The organism is Amycolatopsis sp. La24 (genome assembly GCF_029087445.1).
In the GTDB taxonomy this organism is placed as follows: Bacteria; Actinomycetota; Actinomycetes; order Mycobacteriales; family Pseudonocardiaceae; genus Amycolatopsis; species Amycolatopsis nivea.
This window is the reverse complement of sequence record NZ_JARACH010000026.1, coordinates 25620-47851: the sequence shown is the minus strand read 5'-3', so window position 1 is coordinate 47851 and position 22232 is coordinate 25620. Positions and strand designations below refer to the sequence as shown.

Below are 22232 nucleotides of genomic sequence, written 5' to 3'. Positions count from 1 at the left end.
TATTGCACGCTGTCTGTGCTCATATTCTTATTGTGTGTGCCTATATGCCCAGCGATAGTGGTCTCACCATCAAGCGGAACAGAGTGCGGATGAGCGAGATCAGATGCGTCGGGCAGGACAGCGCGACTGCGCAGGGAGGCCGGAAATGAGCGTCCGGGTCGCTCTCCTCGGCACCTGCCTGGCCGACACGCTCTATCCTGGAGTGTTGAAGGCGACGCTCCGTCTGCTGGAGCGGCTCGGCTGCACTGTCGACTTCCCCGCCGGGCAGACGTGTTGTGGCCAAATGCATTTCAACACCGGCTACCGGCGGGAAGCTGCGGACCTGGCCTCAGCCTTCGAACGAGCATTCGCCGGCCACGCCGTCGTCGTGGCGCCGTCTGGGTCCTGTGCGGGCATGGTCCGGCACAGTTACCGGCGGTTGCCCGGCTTCGCCGGGACTCTGCCGGACAAGACCTACGAGCTTTCCGAGTTCCTGGTGGACGTGCTGGGAGTGACTGATGTCGGAGCCTATTTCCCGCACTCGGTCACCTACCACCCGACCTGCCACTCGCTGCGGATGCTCGGCGTCGCCGACCGGCCCGAGCGTTTGCTGAAGTCGGTGCGCGGCATCCGTCTCGTACCGCTTTCCGGCGCGGAGTCCTGCTGCGGGTTCGGTGGCACGTTCGCGCTCAAGAACGCCGACACGTCGTCGGAGATGCTCGCCGACAAGGTGCGCGCGGTACAGGCTTCGGGTGTGGAGGTGCTGACCGCCGGGGACAGTTCCTGTCTCATGCACATCGGCGGCGGCCTCCGGCGGCTCGACGCCGGCGCCCGTCCGCTGCATCTGGCCGAGATCCTGGCGTCGACCGAGGAGGAACCGTGGTCCGCAACCCCGTGACGTGGCTGGGAACGCCGGCTTTTCCCAAGGCGGCGAGGGAAACCCTGAGCGACACCCCGTTGCGGAAGAACCTTCGCCACGCGACGCAAGCGATCCGAGGCAAACGCGCGCGCGTGGTGGACGAACTGCCCGACTGGGAGCGGCTTCGAGCGGCTGGCGCGGCGATCAAGGACGAGGTTCTGCTCCACCTCGACGAGTACCTCGAAGTGCTGGAGAAGACAGTCACCGAACGCGGCGGTGTCGTGCACTGGGCCCGTGACGCCGCCGAGGCGAACGAGATCGTGCTCCGGCTCGTCCGGGCGACTGGCTCGGACGAGGTCGTCAAGGTCAAGTCGATGGCGACGGCCGAAATCGGTCTCAACGAAGCGCTCGAGGCCGGCGGAGTGCGCGCGGTGGAGACGGACCTTGCCGAAGTGATCATCCAACTTGGCCGGGACCGGCCGTCGCACATCCTGGTGCCGGCGATCCATCGCAACCGCGAGGAGATCCGCGACATCTTCCGGCGCGAGATGCCCGGTGCCCCGGCCGATCTGCCGGCCCGGCCGGCCGCTCTCGCCGAAGCGGCACGCCGGTACTTGCGGGAGAAGTTCCTTTCCGCACGGGTGGCCGTCTCCGGCGGGAACTTCGCCGTCGCGGACACCGGATCCGTCGCCGTGGTCGAATCCGAAGGTAACGGCCGGATGTGCCTCACCCTGCCGCGAACCCTGATCACCGTGCTGGGCGTCGAAAAGCTCGTGCCGTCCTGGCGTGATCTCGAAGTGTTCCTCCAGTTGTTGCCGCGGTCGTCCACCGCGGAGCGGATGAACCCTTACACATCGGTGTGGACGGGCGTGACGCCGGGCGACGGGCCAGAGGAGTTCCATCTGGTGCTGCTCGACAACGGCCGCACCGCGGCACTCGCCGACCCGGTCGGACGGCAGGCACTGCGCTGCATCCGCTGCTCTGCCTGCCTCAACGTGTGCCCGGTCTACGAACGGACCGGCGGGCAGGCCTACGGGTCGGTGTACCCCGGCCCCATCGGCGCCATCCTGACCCCGCAACTGGTCGCGGACCCGCACGACGAGCAGGCGGCGTCGCTGCCGTATGCCTCTTCGCTGTGCGGCGCGTGCTTCGAAGTGTGCCCGGTCCGCATCGACATCCCCGACGTCCTCACCCATTTGCGGGCCAAGGCCGTCGAGGCGAAAAGCGCTCGACGGCCGGAGGCGCTGGCGATGTCCGCGCTCGCCCGGGTACTCGGCGACCCGAAACGATACGAAGCCGCCCAGCGGCTGGGATCGCTGGGCGCGCGGATCATGCCGCACGACCACGTTTCGCGGCTCCCGTGGCCGGGTTCGAAGTGGACCGCTTCGCGTGACGCGCCGCTTCCGGCACGGGAGTCTTTCCGCGCGTGGTGGAGGGAAAATCGTGACTGAGGCCCGGACGGAGATCTTCGACCGGATCCGGGCCGCGCTGGCGGACCGGGCCGCGGCGCCCGCGATCCCACGGGACTACGACCGGCACCGTGCCTACCCGGACTTGCTCGGCTTGGCGGCCGAGCGCATCGAGGACTACCAGGCACGGGTGTGCCGGGTGGCCGCGGCGGAGGTTCCCGCGACGATCGCCGGTCTGCTGAGCGCGAAGCGGGTGCACGCCGGTGTCGCGCCCCGGGGCGTTCCGGCGGAGTGGCTGGGACCGGAGGTCCGCTGGCTGTGCGACGATCCGCCGCTCGCTGTGGAGCAGCTCGACCAGGTCGACGCCGTGGTGACCGGGTGCGCGGTGCTGATCGCGGAGACCGGGACGATCGTGCTCGACGGGGGACCCGGCCAGGGGCGGCGCGCGCTGACCCTCGTGCCCGACTACCACCTGTGCGTGGTACGACGCCGGCAAGTGGTCGCCACGGTCCCGGAAGGCTTGGCGCGCTTGGCACCCGAGCGTCCGTTGACCTTCGTTTCCGGTCCGTCGGCGACGAGCGACATCGAGCTTGACCGGGTCGAGGGCGTGCACGGCCCGCGCACCTTGGACGTGGTCCTCATCGAGGACCGGGAGCCCCCTGGGACCGCAGCGCCACGCTGACCGCCAGGACGGACCTCGCGGCCACCGGGCCGGTCCGGGATGGCTGATGGATCCACGAGCCACCTATCGCTATACTGCGTCTGAAAGCTGACGTAGGAGAGGTAGCGCGGGTGGTCATGGAGCAAAACGTGTCGGCGCTGGAGCAACTGCCGCCACGGGACACCACTGCCCTTGTCCGGACGGTTCGCGACCGGATGCGCCAGGCGATCGCACTGGGCGAGATTCCCGCCGGGGTCAAGCTCAACCAGGTGCTGGTGGCGAAACAACTGGGGGTCAGCCGGATGCCGGTCCGCGCGGCGATACCGGAACTCGTCACCGAGGGGCTCCTCGAGCCGCTGACCGGCGGTGGGGTGATGGTGCGCAAGCTGACGAGGCGCGACGTCCGCGAGGTCTACGAGGTGCGGCTCGCTCTGGAGTCCCGTGCGGTCCGCAACGTGGCCGAGGCGCGTCCTGCCCCGGCGCTTGGCAAGCTGCAGAAAATCATCGACACCCATCGTCCGAACGTGTCGTCCTATGACGCGGCCACACTGCTGGCCGCCGACCGTGAGTTCCACATGGCGTTGCTGGAAGCGACGGGCAACGACTATTTCCAGCGAGCGATCGTTTCTCTCTGGTCCGTGGTGGAACGGGCGATGGTCGGAGTGCTGGAAGCCACGGAAGGCTTCGAGGGCCCATGGAAAGAGCACGCTCAGATCGTGCGGGCGCTGCGCGCGGGGGACGCGGACAAGGCCGAGGCGGCGGTATGCCGGCATCTGACCAACGCCGCCGAGAAGCTGGCCGGCCGGCTGCCCGAGGACGACGCACTCGCGGAGTCGGACTAGCAGGTGACGCCGGGTGTGGACGGACGCATGGCGCCCGTCCACACCCGGAACGGTCATCCTTCCTGTGCCGCCACGGGTGCACTCGTGCGTGCGGGCCCCGCGGCCGGTGCCCGCTTTCCGAAGCTCGCGATCGCGGTGGCGACCAGTGCGCTGGCCAGCATGAAGAAACCGAGTGCGTAGAAGCCCTTCTGGGTGGAGCCGCCGTTCGCCGCGTATCCGACGACAACGGGGCCCACCAGGCCGCCGAGACTGCCGAACAGGTTGATCACGCCGGTGGCCGGCCCCGCCTGCTCCGGCGGGACGTACTGCAGCGCCCAAGCCCACCAGGGGCCGAAAGCCGCGTACACGCCCAATGCGGTGATGAGCAGGAATGCCAGCTGCAGAAGCAGGCTGTGCGGGAGGAAGTGCTGGACGAGCAGGCCGAACGCACCGAGGAACAACGCCGGGATGACGAAACGCGACTTGCCGTGCCGGGAGCGGTCAGCGGCCCGCGCGTTGAAGAGGAGGGCCACGCCCGCCGCCGCGAACGGGATCGCCGAAAGCCAGCCCACCGCTTCGATGCCTCGTGCCGACAGTTCTTTGAGGACGGTCGGAAGCCACAGTCCGAAGCTGTAGAAACCGGTCAGCCAGAGGAAGTAGACCAGGCTGCACGCCCAGACGGCCGGTGTCTTGAGCACCTGCAGGAATGAACCGCGCTTGCCGTCATCGCTGTGAGCCAGGCGGTGCCGCAGGATGTACTCGCGCTCCGTTTCGGACAACCGGCGGTCCTGTTCCGGGCTGTCCCGCAGGAAGACCAGCACGACCACGCCCAGGATGAACGCGGGTACGCCCTGGACCACGAACATCGTCTGCCAGTTCCAGGTCTGGATCAGCCATCCCGCGGACGGTGCCATGACGACGGAGGAGGCGGGCAGGGCCAGCAGCGAGAGGCCGGCCGCTCGCGCGCGCTCGCCCACCGGGAACCATTTCACGAACATGACGGCGAACGTCGGCCAGACGACGCCCTCGGCGAGTCCCATGGCCAGCCGTGAGAACAGCAGGGGCTCGATCGAACCGGACAGTGCCTGGGCGATCGCCGCGAACCCCCAGATGAACAACGAGGTCGCGATGATCCGGGTCGGGCCCAGCTTCGTGGCGAGCCAGCCGCCTGGCACCTGAGTGGCGACATAGCCCCAGAAGAAGGCCGAAAGCACCACGCCGGTCGCGGCCGCGCTCAAGTGCAGTTCCTTAGCGATGGACGGAGCCGCGACGCTCACGTTGGCGCGTTCGGCGAACGCGGTGAAGTAGACGAGGAACAACAGCAACCCGACCCTCCGCCAGCGGGCGGACGGCACCGGTTTCGCATGCGGGTAAGCATTTTCCGGTGGTGGAGGCACGGCAGATCAGCTCCTTCGGTGGCTACCGGGCGTGGGAGACGCAGGATCCTCGGAAGGCAACTGGCCTTGAGTGACCCATTCAGGACGTGTATCCTGGCTCATGGATCCACGGAGTGATGACCCTAACAACCGATCCGGAGGACGTCAATGACGACAGTTCGCCACCGTGGTTTCGCGGAGTTGTTGCCATGCGGGAACTTCGTCCGTGATGAAGCGGTGCGCGTGGTGGCCGGAGCTGCGCCTGGGCTTGCGAGGCGGAGCGACTCAGGTGATTCGGGAGGGTATGCGCTGCCGTGCGAGCAGAGCGCGACCGCGAGGGTCTAGGTGTCGTGTGACCGGGCTGTTCGAAGTTTTCCCGCTCGTGTCAGCAGTGTCCTGATCGTCCGGTGCGGACGGAACGTCAATGCTCGACCTGCGGAGGCCTGGGTCCGGATCAGCTGCGGTGGAACCGGTCAAGGTGTGCGGACAGAGCGGACGAAAAACGTTCAAATTCGCCCGACTCGATGAGGTCGATCAGTTCCCCATGTTCGCGGAGAATAATGGGAAAATTAGTGGGCATCACGTGTAAAGTGCGTGCGCTCATTCGCTGTTGCCGATCGGAAAGTGTAGTGTAAAACCCGATAAGTATATCGTTGCCGCCAGCTTCGACAATTGACCGGTGAAAGTACTCATCGGCCTTGGCGAATGCCGTTATGTCTCCGCTGTCGGCATTTTTCTGCTGCTCGGCGAGGGCTGCGCGGACCGAATTCATCGCTGAAGGCAGCAAGTGGGCGCGTGCCTGCAATCGGCGCACGGCGGCAGTTTCCACGGCCTGGCGCGCGTCGAGCACGTCTTCGGCTTCGTTTGGCGAAATGGGCACGACGATGGCTCCCCGTTTCGGGATTAACCGGATAAACCCTTCGCTCTGCAAGCGAAGAAGCGCTTCGCGGACAGGCGTGCGGCTCACGCCTGCGCGTTCTGCGATCTCGCCTTCGCTGAAGAGGTGGCCGCCCGGGAGTTCGCCGGTGAAAACAAGATCTTTTGTCAGTGCGTAGACGCGCTCGGCCATCGGTTCGGGATGCGACTTTGCGCTCTTTGCTGCCACGATATGAATACTAACATCCAGTTGTCCGAGCGGGTACTGCTCGGATTCGAACAATCTGTGCCGAACTGTTCCGGACTTCGATCGCCAGTGGCCGGTGCAGCGACCGTGCTGCCGCACCGGCCACTGGCGATCGAGCGCGGTGCCTGCTCTCGCCGGAGAGCAGGCACCAGTTGGTCACTGCCAGCTCGCGCCGGTTCCGCTGGTGCTGTTGCCCGCGTCTGAGTCGACGAACGCGCCACGGTGGGCGGCCGCCGGGTGGCGGTCGGGAATCCGGCCATCGGTGTCGGGGAACATGCGCTGCCTGAGGCCAGGCCTCGCTTCTGCAGTACCGGGATGACCTGCTCGATGAAGTCCCGGCAGGAACCGGGAATCGCTGGGCAATCATGTTGACGCCGTCGATGCCCGCGTCCTGCCACTGTTCGAGCTGGTCCTCGATCGTTTCGGGAGTGCCGACGATCTTCAGGTTGTTGGACAGCGCTCCGGCGACGTCGGAAACCTTGGCCTTTTTGCCGGAGTTCGCGTCCTCGAACACTCTTCCGGTCCGCGAGGCCGACGCCGTCATCCCAGGATTCCTCCCACGGTTTGTGGCCACGTCCATGTACTCGTCGACCCACTCGTAGCGCTTGTCGCGGGCGACGATCTCATCGAGGCCGTAGTTCTGCGCCGCGTTGTGCGAAACGCTGGTGACGATGTTCCATCCGATCCGGCCCTCGCTCAGATTGTCCATTGTGGACACAGAGTGGCCGAAGCTGAACGGGTCCTCGGACAGGATCGAGCTGGTGAACGTCAGGCAGAGGTTCTCCGCCTCCCGATCAGCGCGGAACTGCTTCGGTGAATCCTCGCAATTTCCGGTATCTGCGGAGGAAGCGCGAGCGGGTGGGCCACGAGCTGGGGCTCTGCGAGGAGAGTTCCGGGCTGAGCGGGTGGCGACGGTTCTTCTGCTGCCCTGACATCGCGGTCCTCAGGCCTGGAGTCGTGAGCCAGTTTCTGCTTCCCCGGGTGTCGTCCGGCTGGGCATCCGGGGAAGCGGTGTGCCCGAGGAGGCCCTTGAGTCACCGCCCTATTGTATGTATCCTGGCTTCTGGATCCACAATGGCTTCGTGTCGACAGCGACGGTGCCAGAGCGAGCAGTCCGAAGGAGTCAGCGCGACATGCCAGTGATCAATGACGACAACGACCTGGTCACCCGTCCCGCAGTAGTGGTCGGTGGTGCCAGTGGTATCGGCCTGGAAGTCGTCCGTCAGGTGTCCAGGCACACCGACGCGGTCGGGGTGATCGACCTCTCCCCGGAACCCGGCGACGCCCTGCGGGCCGTGGGCGATCACGTTTCCTACCATCAGGCCGACGTGCTCGACCCCACCGCGCTGGAGAAGGCCTTCGCCGCCCTGTCGGCGGACCAGCCGGTGGCGAACGTCTTCGTCTCCGCGGGCGTGACCCTGCCCGGGCGGGTCCTCGACGTGGAGGCCGCAGCCATCGAGCGGTGTCTGATGATCAACCTGATGGGGTCGATCAACACGATCCGCGCGGCCGTGCCTTGCCTGGCGACCGACGCCTCGATCGTCCTGGCGGCGTCGGTCGCGGCTTACACGGGCGGCGGCTACGTCGGCGGGCCGGTGTACGGCGCGACCAAGGCCGGCGTCATGAGCCTGACCCGCGGCACCGCCCGCGAGCTCGCGGAGAACAAGATCCGGGTCAACTGCGTCGCCCCCGGTGCCACGCACACCGGGATGGTCGGCGACGACCCCGACGTGATCGCCAGACTGACCGCGAAAACCCTGCTCGGCCGGTTGGCGAACCCGCTCGACATCGCCAACGCCGTACTGTTCCTGTGGTCGTCTTCGGCGTCCTACCTCACCGGCACAACCATCGACGTTAACGGCGGCTCGCACTTGGGCTGATCCGGCGCGTCCCGAGGAACGACGGAGTCAGCAGGATGAAGATCGATGCGCCTCTGGTGGCCGCGCTCAACGCGGCGGTCACCAGCGCCGGCGACGTCCGTATGCGTGCGACCGACAGGCTCGCTTACGCCCACGACGCCTCCCATTTCGCGCTGACTCCGAGGGCTGTGGTAACGGCGGCGGACGCGGCCGAGATCGGGCAAGTGTTCGCAGCCGCCGGACAGGCCGGTGTTCCGGTGACGTTCCGGTCGGGCGGAACGAGCCTGTCCGGGCAGGCGGGCACCGACGGTGTGCTGATCGATACCCGCCGGCATTTCCGCGAGATCGAAGTGCTCGACGATGGTCACCGGGTCCGGGTGGCCCCGGGGGCGACCGTGCGGCAGGTCAACGCCAGGCTGGCGCGCTGGGGCCGCAAGCTGGGACCGGATCCGGCCAGCGAAGTCGCTTGCACAGTGGGCGGGGTCGTCGCGAACAACTCGAGCGGCATGGCCTGCGGTACCGCGGCGAACAGTTACGCGACTCTCGAGTCGCTCGTGTTCGTCCTGCCTTCCGGGACGGTGATCGACACTGCGGAGCCCGGGGCCGACGACCGGTTGCGAGCGGGTGAACCCGGTCTGCACCGCGGCTTGGCCGCGCTGCGGCAGCGGATCCTGCACGCTCCGCATCTCCGGTCTCGCATCGAGCAGCAGTTCTCAATGAAGAACACCATGGGGTACGGGCTGAACTCCTTGCTCGACTACTCCCGCCCGGTGGACATTCTCGCCCACCTCGCGGTCGGCAGCGAGGGAACGCTCGGGTTCATCGCCTCGGTCGTTTTGCGTACCGTGCCGGTGTTCGCGCACGCGCGCACCGGGCTGCTGGTGTTCGACAACCTTTCCGCGGCGACCGGTGCGCTTCCGGCGCTGACGGAAACCGGGCCCGCCACCATCGAACTCCTCGACGCCACTTCCCTGCGGGTCGGCCAGCGCGATCCGCGGGCCGACGAGCTGCTCCGCGGTCTCGCGGTCCGTGAGCACGCGGCGCTGCTCGTCGAATACCAGGACGACTCCGTCGCGGCTGTGCAGGAGGCAGCCGACGCCGCGGAAGTCGTGCTACAGCGGCTGCCCGTCGCAGGGACACCGGCGCTGACCGGCGACGCGTCTGCGCGGGCCGCTTACTGGCATATCCGCAAGGGCCTCTACGCGATGGTCGCTGAGGCCCGGCCCTCGGGCACCACGGCCCTGCTTGAGGACGTCGTCGTCCCTGTGCCCGAGCTTCTGCCGACGTGCCAAGAGCTGACTGCCTTGTTCACCAGGCACGGCTACGAGGACAACGTCATCTTCGGCCACGCCAAGGATGGCAACATCCACTTCATGCTAACCGAGCGCCTCGGCTCCGGTGCCCCGCTCGACCGCTTCGCGCGGTTCACCGACGACATGGTCGAGCTCATCCTGCGGCGAGGCGGATCGCTCAAGGCCGAACACGGGACCGGCCGCATGATGGCGCCGTTCGTGCGCCGCCAGTACGGCGACGAACTTTACGAGATCATGCTCGAAATCAAGCGCCTGTGCGATCCCGGCGGGCTGCTCAGTCCCGGCGTCGTGCTCTCCGACGACCCGGCCGGCCACTTGACCCACCTGAAGTCCGCTCCGCGGGTCGAGGACGAGGTCGACCGCTGCGTCGAGTGCGGGTTCTGCGAGCCCGTGTGCCCCAGCCGCGATCTCACCACCACTCCGCGGCAGCGGATCGTGCTGCGGCGGGAGATCGAACGCGCACGGCAGGCCGGCGACCTCGAGCTGTTGGGGGAGCTGAGCCGGGAGTACGACTACGACGGCATCGACACCTGCGCCGTGGACGGGATGTGCCAGACCGCCTGTCCTGTGCTGATCAATACCGGTGATTTGGTCAAGCGGCTCCGGACAGAACAGGCGGGGACGGTGGCTCCGGCGGCCTGGCGTGCCGCGGCCCGGCATTGGGACGGTTTCACCAGGGTGGCTGCGACCGCGCTCACCGCGGCGCAGCACCTTCCCGCGGCCGCGGTCACGCGCGCGAGCGACGTGGCGCGCAAGGTCGCCGGCGAGGACGTGGTCCCGCGGTGGTCGCCTGATCTTCCCGGTGGCGGACGGCGTCGCGGCTCCGTTCCCGCTCCGGGCGAGGAACCGGCGGCCGTCCTGTTTTCCTCCTGCACCGGCACGATGTTCGGCTCCCCGGAGGGCGGTACGGGCGCCGCGGATGCCTTCCGCTTGTTGTGCGCCCGTGCCGGTCTGCGGCTGCGGACACCGGAGGGCCTGCCGGGCCTGTGCTGTGGCACGCCATGGCGATCGAAGGGCATGACCCGTGGCTACGAAGAGATGGCCGCGCGGGTACTGCCGGGGCTCTGGACCGCGTCTGAGGAGGGCCGTATCCCGATCGTCGGTGACGCCTCGTCCTGTACCGAGGGACTCCGTCACATGGTGGAGGCGGGTGGTCGGCACTACAGCGCGATCCGCGTGCTCGACGCCGTGGAGTTCGCCGCTGAGCATGTCCTGCCCAAGCTGGCCGTCACCGAACGGATCGGGCACATCGCCTTGCATCCGACCTGTTCGGCGGTCCGCATGGGCATGGCAGGCGACCTTCGCGCGGTGGCCGAGTCCGTCGCGGAATCGGTCACGGTCCCGCCGTCGTGGGGATGCTGCGGGTTCGCGGGTGACCGTGGCCTGCTCCGTCCGGAACTGACCGCTGCCGCCACCACGGCCCAGGCCGATGAGCTGAACGAGCACCCTGGCGGTTTCGCTGCCTACGTCTCGTGCAATCGCACCTGCGAACTGGGGATGACCCGCGCGACCGGCCATTCTTACTTGCACGTGCTGGAGCTCGTCGAACGAGCCACCCGGCCCGGGGCGGCTGTCTCGCCCAGGGACTGAGCAACGGTCCGTCCGTCACCGGGCCGAGAGCGCGACCAGCCGTAGCCCCAGGTGCAGCAGCAGGCGGTTCTCGCCGTCGTCGAGGTCGAGCCCGGTGATCTCGGTGATCTTGTCCAGCCGGTAGTACAGGGTCGTGCGGTGGATGTGCAGCGCGGCGGCGGCCCGGGGCCGGGAACCGGCGTGGTCCAGGAAGGCCGCCAACGTCGCGGTCAGCTGACCGGACCGGTCGACGTCGAGCAGCCTTCGGAGAGCGGCGGGCAGCACAAGGCCGACCGGCCGTTCTGGCGAACCGGTGGGGAACTGGAGGAGCAGTGCGTCTGGCCCCAGTTCCGACCAGGCGGCCACACCGTCGTCGCCGCGGGCGGCTGCTCGAGCCGCGAGCACGGCTTCTTCCCGTGCCCGCCATGCCTGGGCCAGGTATGCGACGGGGTCGCTGATCCCCGCAGCACTGGCTCCGGGCGCACTCAGCAATGTGTCGACGGCCCGGGTCAGCTTCTGTGCGGTGGCTCGCATCTCGTCTGGCGTGGTCCGCACCGGACGGTGTTGCAGCATCGTCATGCTGGTGCTGTCGGTCGTCGTGCCCGTGGCTTCCGGCGAGCGAGTGACCTCCGCGATGGCCACCGCTAGCGCCGTTTTTACCGAGATGGCGTCCGAGTGCTGGGCGACCGTCAGGTGCAGCACTTGCCAGTGGTCGCCTGACGTTCCGGCCAGCCAACCGGTCCGCTCCAGGTACGCCAATCCTTTTCCGCGGATGTCCGCGTCCGTGCTGAGCACGCCCGCGACCGCGTGCTCGCGCTCGTCCCGCAGCCGGTCCACGGCCGAGCGCGCGGTGTAGAGGTGCGGTGCCAGGTCCTCTGCCGCTCGCGCGATGGTGCCGACCTCGTCCGGGCTGAGAGAGCCGTCGGCGTCGATGACGAGCACCACGCCCAGCAACAGGCCACGCAGCCGGATCGGCGCGCACAGCCGTGCCGCCATGCCCAGTTCGGGATGCGGCGGGATCCGGCCGGGCCGGTTCCACCGGGTCACCCCCTGAGCGAGGATGTGGCGCGTCGCTTCCAGCCCGATGTCGTGCTGGAGCACGGCCCGGATCCGCTGTTCGTCCTCGTCCCCGTAGTGCCGGCTCGCGTACACGATGTTCAGTTCGGCGTCATCGACCACGACGGCCCGGCGCAGTGTTTCCGCGAGGTCGTCGACCTGCCTTTCGAAGGCGCGGTCAGCCACACAGGCCCCCTTCCGTCAGGTCGCTCAACAGCACTTTCCTCTCTTCGGAGGAATCGTGTCACGTCCTTCTCGCGCTGGCGAGGTACCCCCTGAGCCTGCCTCGGCCGAGGATCGGGACGGACACAGGAGTTCACCGGCGGCAGGAGGACGACCATGCCGGCGTTACCGCATTTCATCGGCTGGGCGCACACGCGTTTCGGCAAACTGGACAACCCGGATGTCGAGTCGCTCATGGCGGAAGTGGCGATCTCGGCGATCGAGGACGCCGGGCTGGAAGCCGGCGACATCGACGCGATCTCGGTGGGCGTCTTCGGCGCCGGTTTCTCGCGGCAGAGCTTCGACGCGGCTCTCGTAGGCGCGGCAGAGCCCATGCTGGCGCGGATTCCCGCGACACGCTCGGAGAACGCCTGCGCCACGGGGAGCGCCGCGTTGTACTCCGCGCTCGACCAGATCGAGGCGGGGCGGGCTCGCCGGGTGCTCGTCATCGGTGCGGAGAAGATGACCGCGTCTTCGGGAGCCGACGTCAACGACATCCTGCTCGGGTGTGCGCATCGCCGCACCGAGGACGGAGCGGGGAGTTTCGCCGGGATCTTCGCCGGCATCGCGCGCGAGTACGCCGATCGCTACGGCAACCCCCGCGAGGCGCTCGCGCTCATCGCGGCCAAGAACCACCGCAACGGCGTCCGCAACCCCTATGCGCATCTGCGCAAGGACCTCGGTTTCGAGTTCTGCGCGACCGAGTCCGAGCGCAACCCGGTCGTCGCCGATCCCTTGCTGCGCACGGATTGCTCGATGGTCTCCGATGGCGCGGCGGCACTCGTCGTGTCGGCGGACCAGCCGGTCAGCGGCCGGGCCGGGGTCGCGGTACGGGCGCGCGCGCAGGCGAACGAGCCGATGGCCCTGGCCGCTCGACACGACCCGATCGCGTTCGACGGCGCACGACGCGCTTTCCGGGAAGCGCTGCGTGTCGCGGAAATCTCACTGTCCGATTTGGACCTCGTGGAAACGCACGACTGCTTCACCGTCGCCGAGCTACTCCAGTACGAGGCGTTCGGGCTGGCGGAGAAAGGCAAAGGCGCGGAGGTGCTCGCCGAGGGACGCACGCAGCGGGACGGGGATCTTCCGTTCAACGTGTCCGGCGGGCTCAAGTCGAAGGGACATCCGATCGGGGCCACCGGGGTTTCGCAACACGTGCTGGCCGCGATGCAGTTGACCGGTGAGGCGGGGGACATGCAACTGTCCACGGCCGACCGGGCCGCCGTTTTCAACATGGGCGGCGCGGCCGTGGCCAACTACGCGACAGTGCTGGAGGCCCTTCAGTGACCAGGACCCACGCAATCCCGCGGCGACGGGCCATGAACCTCGCCACCCTGCTGACCCAGACCGCGCGCCGGATCCCGGACCGGGTCGCGGTCGTGCACGGCGCGACCAGATGGACCTGGCGTGACCTCGACGAGCGCACCGATGCCCTGGCGGCGGCGCTGCGAGAGCGAGGCGTGCATCCAGGGGACTGCGTCCTGCTGCACAGCCCGAACCATCCCGAATTCATCCAGGCCATGTTCGCCGTGTGGCGGGCGGGAGCGGTTCTCGCCCCGACCAACAGCCGGCTGACGCCGGACGATGTCGCCGGGATCGCCGGGGTGTGCCGCCCGGTGGCGATGCTGGTGCACCCCGACGGCAAGCCCCACGCCGACGCTGTCCGGGAAAAGCTTCCCCTGCCGGCGGGCACGCTGCTCGTCGATGCCGACGGGGCCGATTCGATCTCCGCCCTGCCGGCCTGTGCGGAGAAGCCCGGCGACACTGAGGTCGGTACAGAGGACCACGCCTGGTACTTCTTCACCTCCGGAACCAGTGGCACTCCCAAAGCCGCGGTCCTCACCCACGACCAGATGGGTTTCGTGGTCGTCAACCACATCGCGGACCTGATGCCCGGGTTGGGCGAGAACGACGTGTCGCTGGCCGTCGCACCGCTCTCCCACGGCGCCGGGATCCACCTGCTGCCGCAGGTGGCCCGCGGCGCCGCCACCGTCATCCCGGAATCGCGGCGGCTGGACGGGGACGAGGTGTGGAGCCTGGTCGAACGCGAGCGGGTCTCCAACATGTTCACCGTGCCCACGATCCTCAAGGCGCTCGCCGAGCACCCTGCTGTCGACCAGCACGAGCATTCGTCCCTGCGGCATGTCATCTACGCCGGAGCCCCGATGTTCATCGCCGATCAGGAACGCGCGCGTGCGGCGGTCGGCGAGGTTCTCGTGCAGTACTACGGTCTCGGCGAGGTGACCGGCAACATCACCGTGCTCCCGCCGTCCGAACACGGACGTCCGCGACCCGACGGGGTGGAGATCGGCACTTGCGGCAGGCCGCGCACCAGCATGCAGGTCAGCATCCGGGCCGGCGGCACCGAACTGCCGGCCGGGCAGGTCGGCGAAATCTGTGTAGCTGGCCCCGCGGTGTGCGCGGGCTATCTCGACAACCCCTCCGCCAACTCCGAGACGTTCGAAGACGGCTGGTTCCACACGGGTGACCTCGGCATGCTTGACCCCGAGGGATACCTCTACATCACCGGTCGCGCCTCGGACATGTACATCTCCGGCGGCTCGAACGTCTTTCCGCGCGATATCGAGGAGAAACTGCTGGGCTGCCCAGGAATCGCCGAGGTGGCCGTGCTCGGCATGCCGGACCCGAAATGGGGCGAGGTAGGCGTCGCGCTGTGGGTGCCCGAGGCCGGTGCAGAACTCACCGATGACGACGTGCTCCAGTGGCTTGTGCCGCGCATCGCCCGGTACAAGCTCCCGCGCCATGTCCTCAAATGCGACGAACTGCCCAAATCCGGCTACGGGAAGATCGTGAAACGCACGATCCGGGAGGATCTGCTGACGGCGGGATGGCCGCCGGCCGAAACCGCAGGCGGTGCCAGACGGTAACCGGGAACTGTCGTGTCGGCGCGGATTCGTCCCGTTTCCTTTGCCGTCTCGGGGAAATCGGGCGGATCCACGCGGCATCCTGTCTTGGCGAACGTCCGCAGTTTCACCGCCGCGGACTTCGGCGAGACAGAGCGGCGGGACCGTGATGTGGCGGCGACCGATCGCGGCGTCGCTCGTCCTGGTCCGGTGCTGAGTAGCGCACGGCATGGCCAACGACAGCAACTACGGCCTGGCCGCCTGCGTCTGGGGCAGGAACCTTGACCAGGCTCTCGTGACCGCACACCGGCTCGAAGCCGGCTGGGTTCAGGCCAACCAGGGCGGCGGCCGGGTTGTCGGGCAGTCCTACGGCGGCTACAAGGACAGCGGCTTCGGACGCGAAGTGTCCTTGGAAGGCATGCACGCCGGCTTCCCCCAGGCCAAACAGATCAACGTCCGCCTGCGCGGCTGACCGGAAAGGAACAGACACATGCGAGCAGTTATCGTCCGCGCGCACGGCGGGCCCGAGGCACTTGCCTTTACCGACACCGCGGCGCCTGCGCCCGGTCCGGGCGAGATTCAAGTCGAGGTCCGCGTCGCCGGCATCAACTACATGGATGTCTACCAGCGCGACGGAGCCGTGCCAAGGGACGTCCCGTTTGCGGTCGGGGTCGAGGGCGTCGGCGTCGTTACCGAGGTCGGGTCAGACGTGGCCGACTTCAGCCCTGGGGAGCGAGTGGGCTGGTTCAGCGGCGGCAGCGGCAGCCACGCCGAGATTGCCGTCGTCGACGCGGCGCGCGCGGTGAGGATCCCGGATGCCGTCTCCGACGAGCTGGCGACCGCGGCGCTCATGCAGGGCATCACCGCTCAGTACCTGGCCACCAGCACGTATCCGGTCGGGGCGCACGACAGCGTTCTTGTGCATGCCGCGGCAGGCGGAGTAGGCCACCTGCTGACCCAGATCGCCGGCCTGCGCGGCGGCCGGGTCATCGGCACCGCGTCCACTCCGTCGAAGATCGCTGCGGTGCTGGCCTCCGGAGCCTCCGCCGCGGTGCCCTACGAGAATTTCGCCGAGAAGGTCCGTGAACTCACTGGCGGCGCGGGAGTGTCCGCTGTCTACGACGGGGTCGGGGCTGCCACCTTCGAGGGCAGCCTGGCGAGCCTCAAGCCCCGCGGAGTGCTTGCCATCTACGGCACTGCCAGCGGACCGACCCCGCCACTGGACATCCCGCGCCTGAACTCCGGCGGCTCGTTGTACGTGACCCGGCCCAGCATCGCCCACTACACCGCCGACACCGCTGAAATGCGTGCCCGCGCGGCGGAGGTATTCGACTGGATCGCCGCGGGCGAGCTCAAAGTACACATCGGCGGGGAGTTCCCGTTGGCCGAAGCACGGCACGTGTACATCGAATTGGAAGATCGTCGCACGAGCGGAAAGCTCCTGCTCCGCCCGTGACAGCAAAAGCGGGGCCCGTGTCCATTCCCGTGGCGGGCCCCGCCCGTGTCCGGCTGGAAATTCGCATCCGATCACAGCTAAGAAGACTTCTCGCGTGCGCGATGACGAACTGCGATGGTTTGAGATAAAAGAGACAGCGTGCTGCGGATGTCGCAGAAATCGGACCGACACCGACACGTTCTGATTCCATGCCGTCATGATCGGCAAAAAGTAAAACCGCTGGGCTGTCGAGACAGGGGCGTAACTCTGGTCTCGACAGCCCAGCGGCGGCTATGACGTAGTGCGTGCCCCCTGCTCGTCATGGCGATCTTTCGCCAGGGCGAGCACTGCATCGAAACATGCCTGGCACACCACGGAATCGGGAGTGATGGTCAGGCCTTGGATGATCTGCCGGCGCTCGCTCTGAACGGCCTGCTGGCAGATGTCGAAGTGGCCGGCGTGTTCGCACAGGCAGCCACAGTACGACCGCATGACGCGCACTCCATTTCTTCAGTAGGGGATTGATCCTCACTTTACATCACCCGAGTCGACATAATCTCCGGTTGCGGCAGCGGTGCGAGAAGATGTCAAAATAATACCACGCCAGCGATTTTTAGGCAGCGAAAATTCGGTTCAGGTTCGTCGCCGACGGCTAATTCGGCTCGAACCTTTGTTGTGGTCGTCCCTGTTCGTGTCCCCCGTTCGGCGATGACTACCGCGGTGCGTCCTGTCTCCGCCGCGCCGCCAGGGTTAACGACGACTGCGCCGATCCCGTGCGCCCCCGAGCTCGTCGGCGAGATTGGGGGCGGCGCGGCTACCGCTGCTGCGCACCGAGCCGGAGATCGGCCCGTACGGCAGGCGTCGAGGCCGGATACGTCGACCATCCGGCCGCACCGATGCCGAGTCGCCGTCCCTGGCAAGATCGACAAGATTGGCTACGAGGGGTGAACGTCACCGAGGCGTATTCGACGGGTTCCGCATTCCGGCGGCCCAGGTGCTGAACGAAGCCTCCGGGCCGGTGTCGCGGAAAGGATCGAGGAGACCAGTGGTGCGCAGGGCGTTCCACTGGAGGAGAGAACCGGTGATCTGCTGCGGAAAATACTGAGGCGACAGTCGTGACCCGGCAGCCGGTTTGATGTGCGGGTCGACTCGGCTGCCGGGCGGTGTCCAGTCGCCCTGTAACACTACGCCGGTCAGTGCGACCTTTAACCGTTAGCCGAAGGGCTGCTGGCGCGCGGGCGAGAGAAGGGCCTAGATAGTGACCGAAGTTGACCTGAAAGGGCTCCTCGACGCGGCTGACCGGCATGTCGCCGACGAACTGGAGTCGATGCCCGAAGTGGAGGACGTCGGCAGCGATCTCGACATCGCCAGCCTTCCGGTCGACGACGCCCGGATCTGGTATCGCCTGAGGGAAGCGGCTGCCGTGGTGTTCGACCTGAAAGGGTCAACTCGATTCGGCTTGAACCAGCGAGCGCGGAGCACGGCGAGCATCTACGAAGCCGCCACGGGGAACGCAGCCATGATTCTCGACGAGTTCGAGGCGGACTTCATCGCGATCCAAGGCGACGGTGGATTCGGGTTGTTCTGGGGAGAAGGCCGGCGCCGCCGGGCGGTGTGCGCAGGCATCACGCTTCAAACCTTTGGAGCGGATTCTCTTTCCCCGCGGCTGGCCAAAAAGTGGAACACACTGCCCGAAACCGGGATGAAGGTGGGAATAGCGCACAGTCCGCTGCTTGTGAAACGTGTAGGAATTCCTGGCGACGACAGTCACGAGCCAGTCTGGGCGGGACGGGCCGTCAACTATGCCGCCAAGTGCGCGCAGCAGGCTGACCGGGGTCAAATGTTGGTGACAGGAACGTTGTGGGAATGGATCAGCGGGAACGACTACCTTGCGGCAAGCTGTGATTGCGGCACTCCGAGCACGGACATCTGGCAGGATGCGACAATCCATAAGATTCCGGAGGAGGGGGTCGGGGAGGGCGAGCGCGAGGGGAAGGTGCTGACCTCGAAGTGGTGTGTCGAGCACGGAGCCGAATATTGTGCGGCAGTCCTGTCCGGCAAGTATTCCCGACCTAACGTGACGAGTTTGGTCAGGGCGGCCACGGCGATCGAGTACAAGTCCGCAGTCAGGGAAGGGGCTAGAATTGCGCGCGAAGCGGCGCGCAACAAGGATTCCTTCGCCGCGGCAAGGGAGCGGCGAATGCGTGATCAACGCGCGTTTCGCGCAGGGAAGCGGAACTTTGGCTGACCCCCTGCCCTCCGATGGCGCTGTTGGAGAAGGCCCCGCCGATGTCGCTGGTGTCGAGAAACCAGCCGTCGACGCTTCCGGAGGGAGAATTGAGCTTTCGGAAGTCTCGCGCGAGTATGCCTACAAGCTGCTGTCGAACACACGCGAAGAACTGGTTCGGGCGGACGCCAAAGCTGCGCTGTTGCTTGCTGCCGCGGGCATTGCCAGCAGTGCGCTCCTCAACGGTCTTCTCGGCGGAAAGTGGAGTCCGTTTCAGCTGGCGGCCTCGGTTCAGTGGATCTGGTGGATGGGGATCGCCGCAGCGGCTTCGGCGATATCGGCGCTGGCATACGGCGTGTATCCGCGGACGCGGCGTAAGGGAGGAGGCCGGCCGAAGCTCGCTGGTTACTACGGAGACATCGTAGGGCAAGGCAGAGCACAGGTTGCAGCGAGCGTGGCACAGGCGGAACACCACTTGGACGCGGCTCTGGTAGATCAGATCTTTCAGACCTCGCACATCGTTGAGCGAAAGTACAGGTGCTTGCGCGTTGCGATATTTGCGTTCGCGGCCGGGGCGATATTGTGTGCGCTGAGCGTTCTTCTGAGTTGAAATCGGGACGGCACGCCTTCGCTCGCCCGGTCAGGCGCCGGCCTTTGGTGTGCTCGATGTGATCGCCGACCGAAGTTTGCTTCAGGAAACCCCGCCTGAATGCCAGTCCTTTCTGTTTTCCTTGGTCAATATGGACGCGTGTCGATTCCATTGGTCAGGGTCGAGACTGGGCGAGTTCCGCGCGTGCCGGAAAAATTAAGGAGTTGCGCGGTGCGATATATCCCCGAAAGCCCGATAGTCGTTTGCATATTTCGTGAATTTTGAGACCGAGGCGAGTTTTGCTTGCATGTTATGGTGCCGCCAAGTGACTTTTCGTCGTGGGCGCGGTGGCTTTCGGAGAACCCGTCCACGTCGGGTCCCTGGCTGCCAGGTGCGAGGCGGACGTGCAGGTTCATTTCGGTGATCGTGCTGAGGAGCGCGCCCACGGCCGTCTCGCAACCTCGGCCCAAGAGTCAATCACCAGGCGGTGATGGAGTCGCGGAGTCAGAACAGTGGCTCGCCCGTGGCATCAGTGGTCGCGGCGAACTGGTGCGAGAGCCCCCAGCAAGGTCGGTTCGGCTGCGCGGGCACCGTAGAGCCAGATGGCCCGGCGACGTGGACTTTGCGCAGCCGATAGGAGAGCTTCCGTACGCTTTCGGCTAGGTCGAGTCCGGATATTTATCGGTCTACCAGAAGTTGGCGGTGTTGATGTCACCAATTGATGACAGGCAGTCTTCAGAGGGTGGGACCTCGTGAGTTTCGGGTGCAGTTGCCACCTGATCTGCCGCCGGGCAGATACGCCGTGATAGTGCAGGCTGTCGTCGGAGTGCTTGCGGCCGCGGACGTGCTCTCCGGAGCGTCGATCGCTGTAGACGATGTGGCCCGGGACGAGGAGTTGAATGACGTGTTCGATCAGTTCAGTGCTCTGTATCCATGGAGCCAGGGTTGAGCGCACAACGCCGCGACGGCGAGCGTCGACGGCTCGTCGCGCTGAGAGGGAGTTTCGTGGATGGGCTACCTGCGGCCCGTTCACGGCTCTGGGCAGAGTTGAAGTCCGTCCTGGCATACGAACGCGCCCTGCGTCTGCTGGCGTGGCCCACGATCACTGCGATCTCATTAGTCCATTGAGGTTGAGTGCACCCGTGAGGTTGGTGCTCTCTCCGCTGTAGCAGAGAGACCGTGCCAGGGCGGTAGTCGGAAGTAAGTTGGCGAAGCTAAGGCCCTGACAAGCGAAGTGTTCGACACGCGCTCATGGTGCAGACGCGGGTTAGACGGCTGGCCTGTCGGCTGTTGGTGCGACAGTTGTCCGGTTCAGCGCTCCTCCGCGCTGTGCTCACTGCCGCCGGATGGCTATGCGGCAGCGTTTCTTGGGATCTGCGGCAGAGTTCAAACCTGCGCGCCGTGATCTACGAGGCAGCCGTCGCAAGTCGCATGGCGTGGCGGGCGATGAATGCTGCGGAGTCGGCCGCGGTAAGAGCGATATCGCCAAGTTGGGTGTCAAGGTTGGCGTAGAGCCCGTCGCCGTCAAGCAGGAACTCCCCGCAGCAGCTAAGTGGTCTGTGCACGATCTGTCCTACTTCGGTTTGGTAGGCGGTGAATGTGCCAGAGAGTCCAACGTGGCTGCCGATATTGTTCGGCACGACGCGCACGGAGACTCGACGGTTGGTCTGCTGAATTCGGATGAGACGGTGCAGTTGCTCGGCGACGACGGTCGCATCGTCCATCGGATGCATCAATGCTTGTTCGCCGATGTAGACGCAAACGCCCTTCTCGCTCAATATTGCGCGGTTCGCCTCACAGTGCGCGCGTATGTGCTCGATTTCCGATCGCGTCTGTGGCGGTGAGTACCTGGCGACTGAGATGGCGTAGTCGGCCGTTCGCGGTAGGTCTGGCACGAGCAGTGGGTGCCAATCGACGATGCGTTCCGCTGCGCGTGCGCATACCTCTGCCACGGCGAAGTGGCGGGGTACGCCCCGGCGACCGAAAATCATCGAGTCCGTGTCTGGGTGCCGTGCCAACTCCAGGATCCGTGCCTTGTGCTCGCCGATAACGCCGAGTGCTCCGAGGATGCCCGCGACGTCCTCAATGCGCGGTGTCCTCGCGGCGTGCTCCCAGGCAGAGAGAGTTGCCTTGTTGACGCCGATCCTCCGCGCCAGCTCGATGAGGCCCCGGCGTTCGTGGAGACGCGCGGCTCGCAATTCGATAGCGAGGAGCGCGCTGCGAGTCCAGGGCCGTGCTCGGAGACTCGCCGTCACGATTCGTTCCGCAGCCGAGTCGAGTCTTTGCGGTCGACGACCGCGGCTGGCACAGCTTGCTCGCCCTGCATCGCATGGCGTCCGACCGGTGAAGAACTCGCTAGGACGTGGTGGGCAACGTCGGCGAGCTTGCGCACGAAGCCAGGTGAGCAATGCCGCGCGACAGAGTGCGCGGACAACGACTGTCCCAAGGTCCGCAACAGCCGCTCGACGTGCAGTTGGCGGCGCTGCTCAGCCACGCATCCTGGGCATGGTGGCAGCGACGGATGCGTCATTGGTGCAGGAATTACCAGCGTCCGGCACAGCGCACGGAACCTGCCCAGCCGGAGTGCGCGAACCATTTCGTCGTCATTGACAAGGTGGTCCAGGCCGTCCTCGTAGCTGGTCATCCAGATTGGGCGTGCAGTTCGAACAGAGAGTTCCCCGGGGGAGACGCGGCCGAGGGCCCAGCTTCCCGTAGCCGTCATCAGAATCCGTCCCTGATCCTCGCGGCGAGCCGGATTGTGTTGCACGGCCAAGGCTTTCCGCAGTTACGACAGCGACAGGAATCCGCGTTGGCATCAGCGCGCGGTGCATGGGCGACGAGCGCGAGAACCGCGAGATCGTAGAGCTGCG

Annotated in this window: 19 protein-coding genes; 13 read left to right on the top strand and 6 right to left on the bottom strand. The window is 66.6% G+C overall.

Annotation, left to right across the window (positions count from 1 at the left end; translation table 11 throughout):
• Positions 1-145 precede the first annotated feature (145 nt).
• The 4 genes from PUT80_RS24015 (at position 146) to PUT80_RS24000 (ending at position 3750) form a co-directional block, all read left to right on the top strand.
• Complete coding sequence (locus PUT80_RS24015) at positions 146-877, top strand: (Fe-S)-binding protein (protein WP_275293541.1); 732 nt, start codon at positions 146-148, stop codon at positions 875-877.
• Complete coding sequence (locus PUT80_RS24010) at positions 859-2289, top strand: lactate utilization protein B (RefSeq protein WP_275293540.1); 1431 nt, start codon at positions 859-861, stop codon at positions 2287-2289. Before PUT80_RS24015 ends, PUT80_RS24010 begins: the two co-directional genes overlap by 19 nt.
• Positions 2282-2929: a lactate utilization protein C gene (locus PUT80_RS24005; protein ID WP_275293539.1), complete on the top strand. Its 648-nt coding sequence runs from the start codon at positions 2282-2284 to the stop codon at positions 2927-2929. Before PUT80_RS24010 ends, PUT80_RS24005 begins: the two co-directional genes overlap by 8 nt.
• A 128-nt stretch (positions 2930-3057) precedes the next feature.
• Positions 3058-3750, top strand: a complete 693-nt coding sequence (locus tag PUT80_RS24000; protein WP_275293538.1) for a GntR family transcriptional regulator — start codon at positions 3058-3060, stop codon at positions 3748-3750.
• A gap of 53 nt (positions 3751-3803) precedes the next feature.
• Here the strand turns inward: PUT80_RS24000 and PUT80_RS23995 are convergent, their stop codons facing one another.
• The 3 genes from PUT80_RS23995 to PUT80_RS23985 all read right to left on the bottom strand — a co-directional run bounded on the left by PUT80_RS23995 (position 3804) and on the right by PUT80_RS23985 (position 6979).
• The gene (locus PUT80_RS23995; RefSeq protein WP_275293537.1) at positions 3804-5126 is read right to left on the bottom strand and encodes an MFS transporter; all 1323 of its coding nucleotides are present in this window, start codon (positions 5124-5126) and stop codon (positions 3804-3806) included.
• 433 nt (positions 5127-5559) lie between these two features.
• Complete coding sequence (locus PUT80_RS23990) at positions 5560-6210, bottom strand: GntR family transcriptional regulator (protein WP_275293536.1); 651 nt, start codon at positions 6208-6210, stop codon at positions 5560-5562.
• Between the two features lie 10 nt (positions 6211-6220).
• Complete coding sequence (locus tag PUT80_RS23985; protein WP_343076901.1) at positions 6221-6979, bottom strand: LLM class flavin-dependent oxidoreductase; 759 nt, start codon at positions 6977-6979, stop codon at positions 6221-6223.
• Between the two features lie 382 nt (positions 6980-7361).
• On the opposite strand from PUT80_RS23985, the gene PUT80_RS23980 reads away from it, so the two are divergent.
• Both PUT80_RS23980 and PUT80_RS23975 read left to right on the top strand, forming a co-directional pair.
• On the top strand, positions 7362-8108 hold the full coding sequence (locus PUT80_RS23980) for an SDR family oxidoreductase (protein WP_275293535.1): 747 nt from the start codon (positions 7362-7364) through the stop codon (positions 8106-8108).
• A 35-nt stretch (positions 8109-8143) separates the two neighbouring features.
• Positions 8144-10990, top strand: a complete 2847-nt coding sequence (locus tag PUT80_RS23975; RefSeq protein ID WP_275293534.1) for an FAD-binding and (Fe-S)-binding domain-containing protein — start codon at positions 8144-8146, stop codon at positions 10988-10990.
• A gap of 15 nt (positions 10991-11005) precedes the next feature.
• Here the strand turns inward: PUT80_RS23975 and PUT80_RS23970 are convergent, their stop codons facing one another.
• Positions 11006-12211, bottom strand: coding sequence for a helix-turn-helix domain-containing protein (locus tag PUT80_RS23970; protein WP_275293533.1), 1206 nt, complete (start codon positions 12209-12211; stop codon positions 11006-11008).
• Between the two features lie 153 nt (positions 12212-12364).
• Between PUT80_RS23970 and PUT80_RS23965 the strand changes: the two genes are divergently transcribed.
• From PUT80_RS23965 to PUT80_RS23935, 7 genes are all read left to right on the top strand, one after another.
• Positions 12365-13534 carry a thiolase domain-containing protein gene (locus tag PUT80_RS23965; RefSeq protein ID WP_275293532.1) on the top strand — a complete coding sequence of 390 codons (1170 nt, stop codon included), beginning with the start codon at positions 12365-12367 and terminating at the stop codon, positions 13532-13534.
• 32 nt (positions 13535-13566) lie between these two features.
• On the top strand, positions 13567-15135 hold the full coding sequence (locus tag PUT80_RS23960; protein ID WP_275293531.1) for an AMP-binding protein: 1569 nt from the start codon (positions 13567-13569) through the stop codon (positions 15133-15135).
• A 205-nt stretch (positions 15136-15340) separates the two neighbouring features.
• A complete protein-coding gene (locus PUT80_RS23955) occupies positions 15341-15583 on the top strand; it encodes an aldehyde dehydrogenase family protein (protein ID WP_275293530.1) in 243 nt (80 codons plus the stop codon).
• Between the two features lie 18 nt (positions 15584-15601).
• Positions 15602-16567: a quinone oxidoreductase gene (locus PUT80_RS23950; protein WP_275293529.1), complete on the top strand. Its 966-nt coding sequence runs from the start codon at positions 15602-15604 to the stop codon at positions 16565-16567.
• A 300-nt stretch (positions 16568-16867) separates the two neighbouring features.
• Complete coding sequence (locus tag PUT80_RS23945) at positions 16868-17071, top strand: hypothetical protein (protein WP_275293528.1); 204 nt, start codon at positions 16868-16870, stop codon at positions 17069-17071.
• A gap of 733 nt (positions 17072-17804) precedes the next feature.
• Positions 17805-18794, top strand: coding sequence for a hypothetical protein (locus PUT80_RS23940; protein WP_275293527.1), 990 nt, complete (start codon positions 17805-17807; stop codon positions 18792-18794).
• Complete coding sequence (locus PUT80_RS23935) at positions 18751-19383, top strand: Pycsar system effector family protein (protein WP_275293526.1); 633 nt, start codon at positions 18751-18753, stop codon at positions 19381-19383. Before PUT80_RS23940 ends, PUT80_RS23935 begins: the two co-directional genes overlap by 44 nt.
• 1385 nt (positions 19384-20768) lie before the next feature.
• Here PUT80_RS23935 and PUT80_RS23930 read toward each other — a convergent pair.
• Both PUT80_RS23930 and PUT80_RS23925 read right to left on the bottom strand, forming a co-directional pair.
• Complete coding sequence (locus PUT80_RS23930; protein ID WP_275293525.1) at positions 20769-21617, bottom strand: Scr1 family TA system antitoxin-like transcriptional regulator; 849 nt, start codon at positions 21615-21617, stop codon at positions 20769-20771.
• A complete protein-coding gene (locus PUT80_RS23925) occupies positions 21614-22006 on the bottom strand; it encodes a hypothetical protein (RefSeq protein ID WP_275293524.1) in 393 nt (130 codons plus the stop codon). Before PUT80_RS23925 ends, PUT80_RS23930 begins: the two co-directional genes overlap by 4 nt.
• Positions 22007-22232: the final 226 nt, after the last annotated feature.

Bases quoted from the DNA above. Each gene is read 5' to 3' on its own strand.
- PUT80_RS23975 (WP_275293534.1), top strand. From the start codon at position 8,144: ATGAAGATCGATGCGCCTCTGGTGGCCGCGCTCAACGCGGCGGTCACC.
- PUT80_RS23950 (WP_275293529.1), top strand. From the start codon at position 15,602: ATGCGAGCAGTTATCGTCCGCGCGCACGGCGGGCCCGAGGCACTTGCC.
- PUT80_RS24015 (WP_275293541.1), top strand. From the start codon at position 146: ATGAGCGTCCGGGTCGCTCTCCTCGGCACCTGCCTGGCCGACACGCTC.
- PUT80_RS23945 (WP_275293528.1), top strand. From the start codon at position 16,868: ATGGCGATCTTTCGCCAGGGCGAGCACTGCATCGAAACATGCCTGGCA.
- PUT80_RS23960 (WP_275293531.1), top strand. From the start codon at position 13,567: ATGAACCTCGCCACCCTGCTGACCCAGACCGCGCGCCGGATCCCGGAC.
- PUT80_RS23925 (WP_275293524.1), bottom strand. From the start codon at position 22,006: ATGACCAGCTACGAGGACGGCCTGGACCACCTTGTCAATGACGACGAA.
- PUT80_RS23965 (WP_275293532.1), top strand. From the start codon at position 12,365: ATGCCGGCGTTACCGCATTTCATCGGCTGGGCGCACACGCGTTTCGGC.
- PUT80_RS23955 (WP_275293530.1), top strand. From the start codon at position 15,341: ATGGCCAACGACAGCAACTACGGCCTGGCCGCCTGCGTCTGGGGCAGG.
- PUT80_RS23980 (WP_275293535.1), top strand. From the start codon at position 7,362: ATGCCAGTGATCAATGACGACAACGACCTGGTCACCCGTCCCGCAGTA.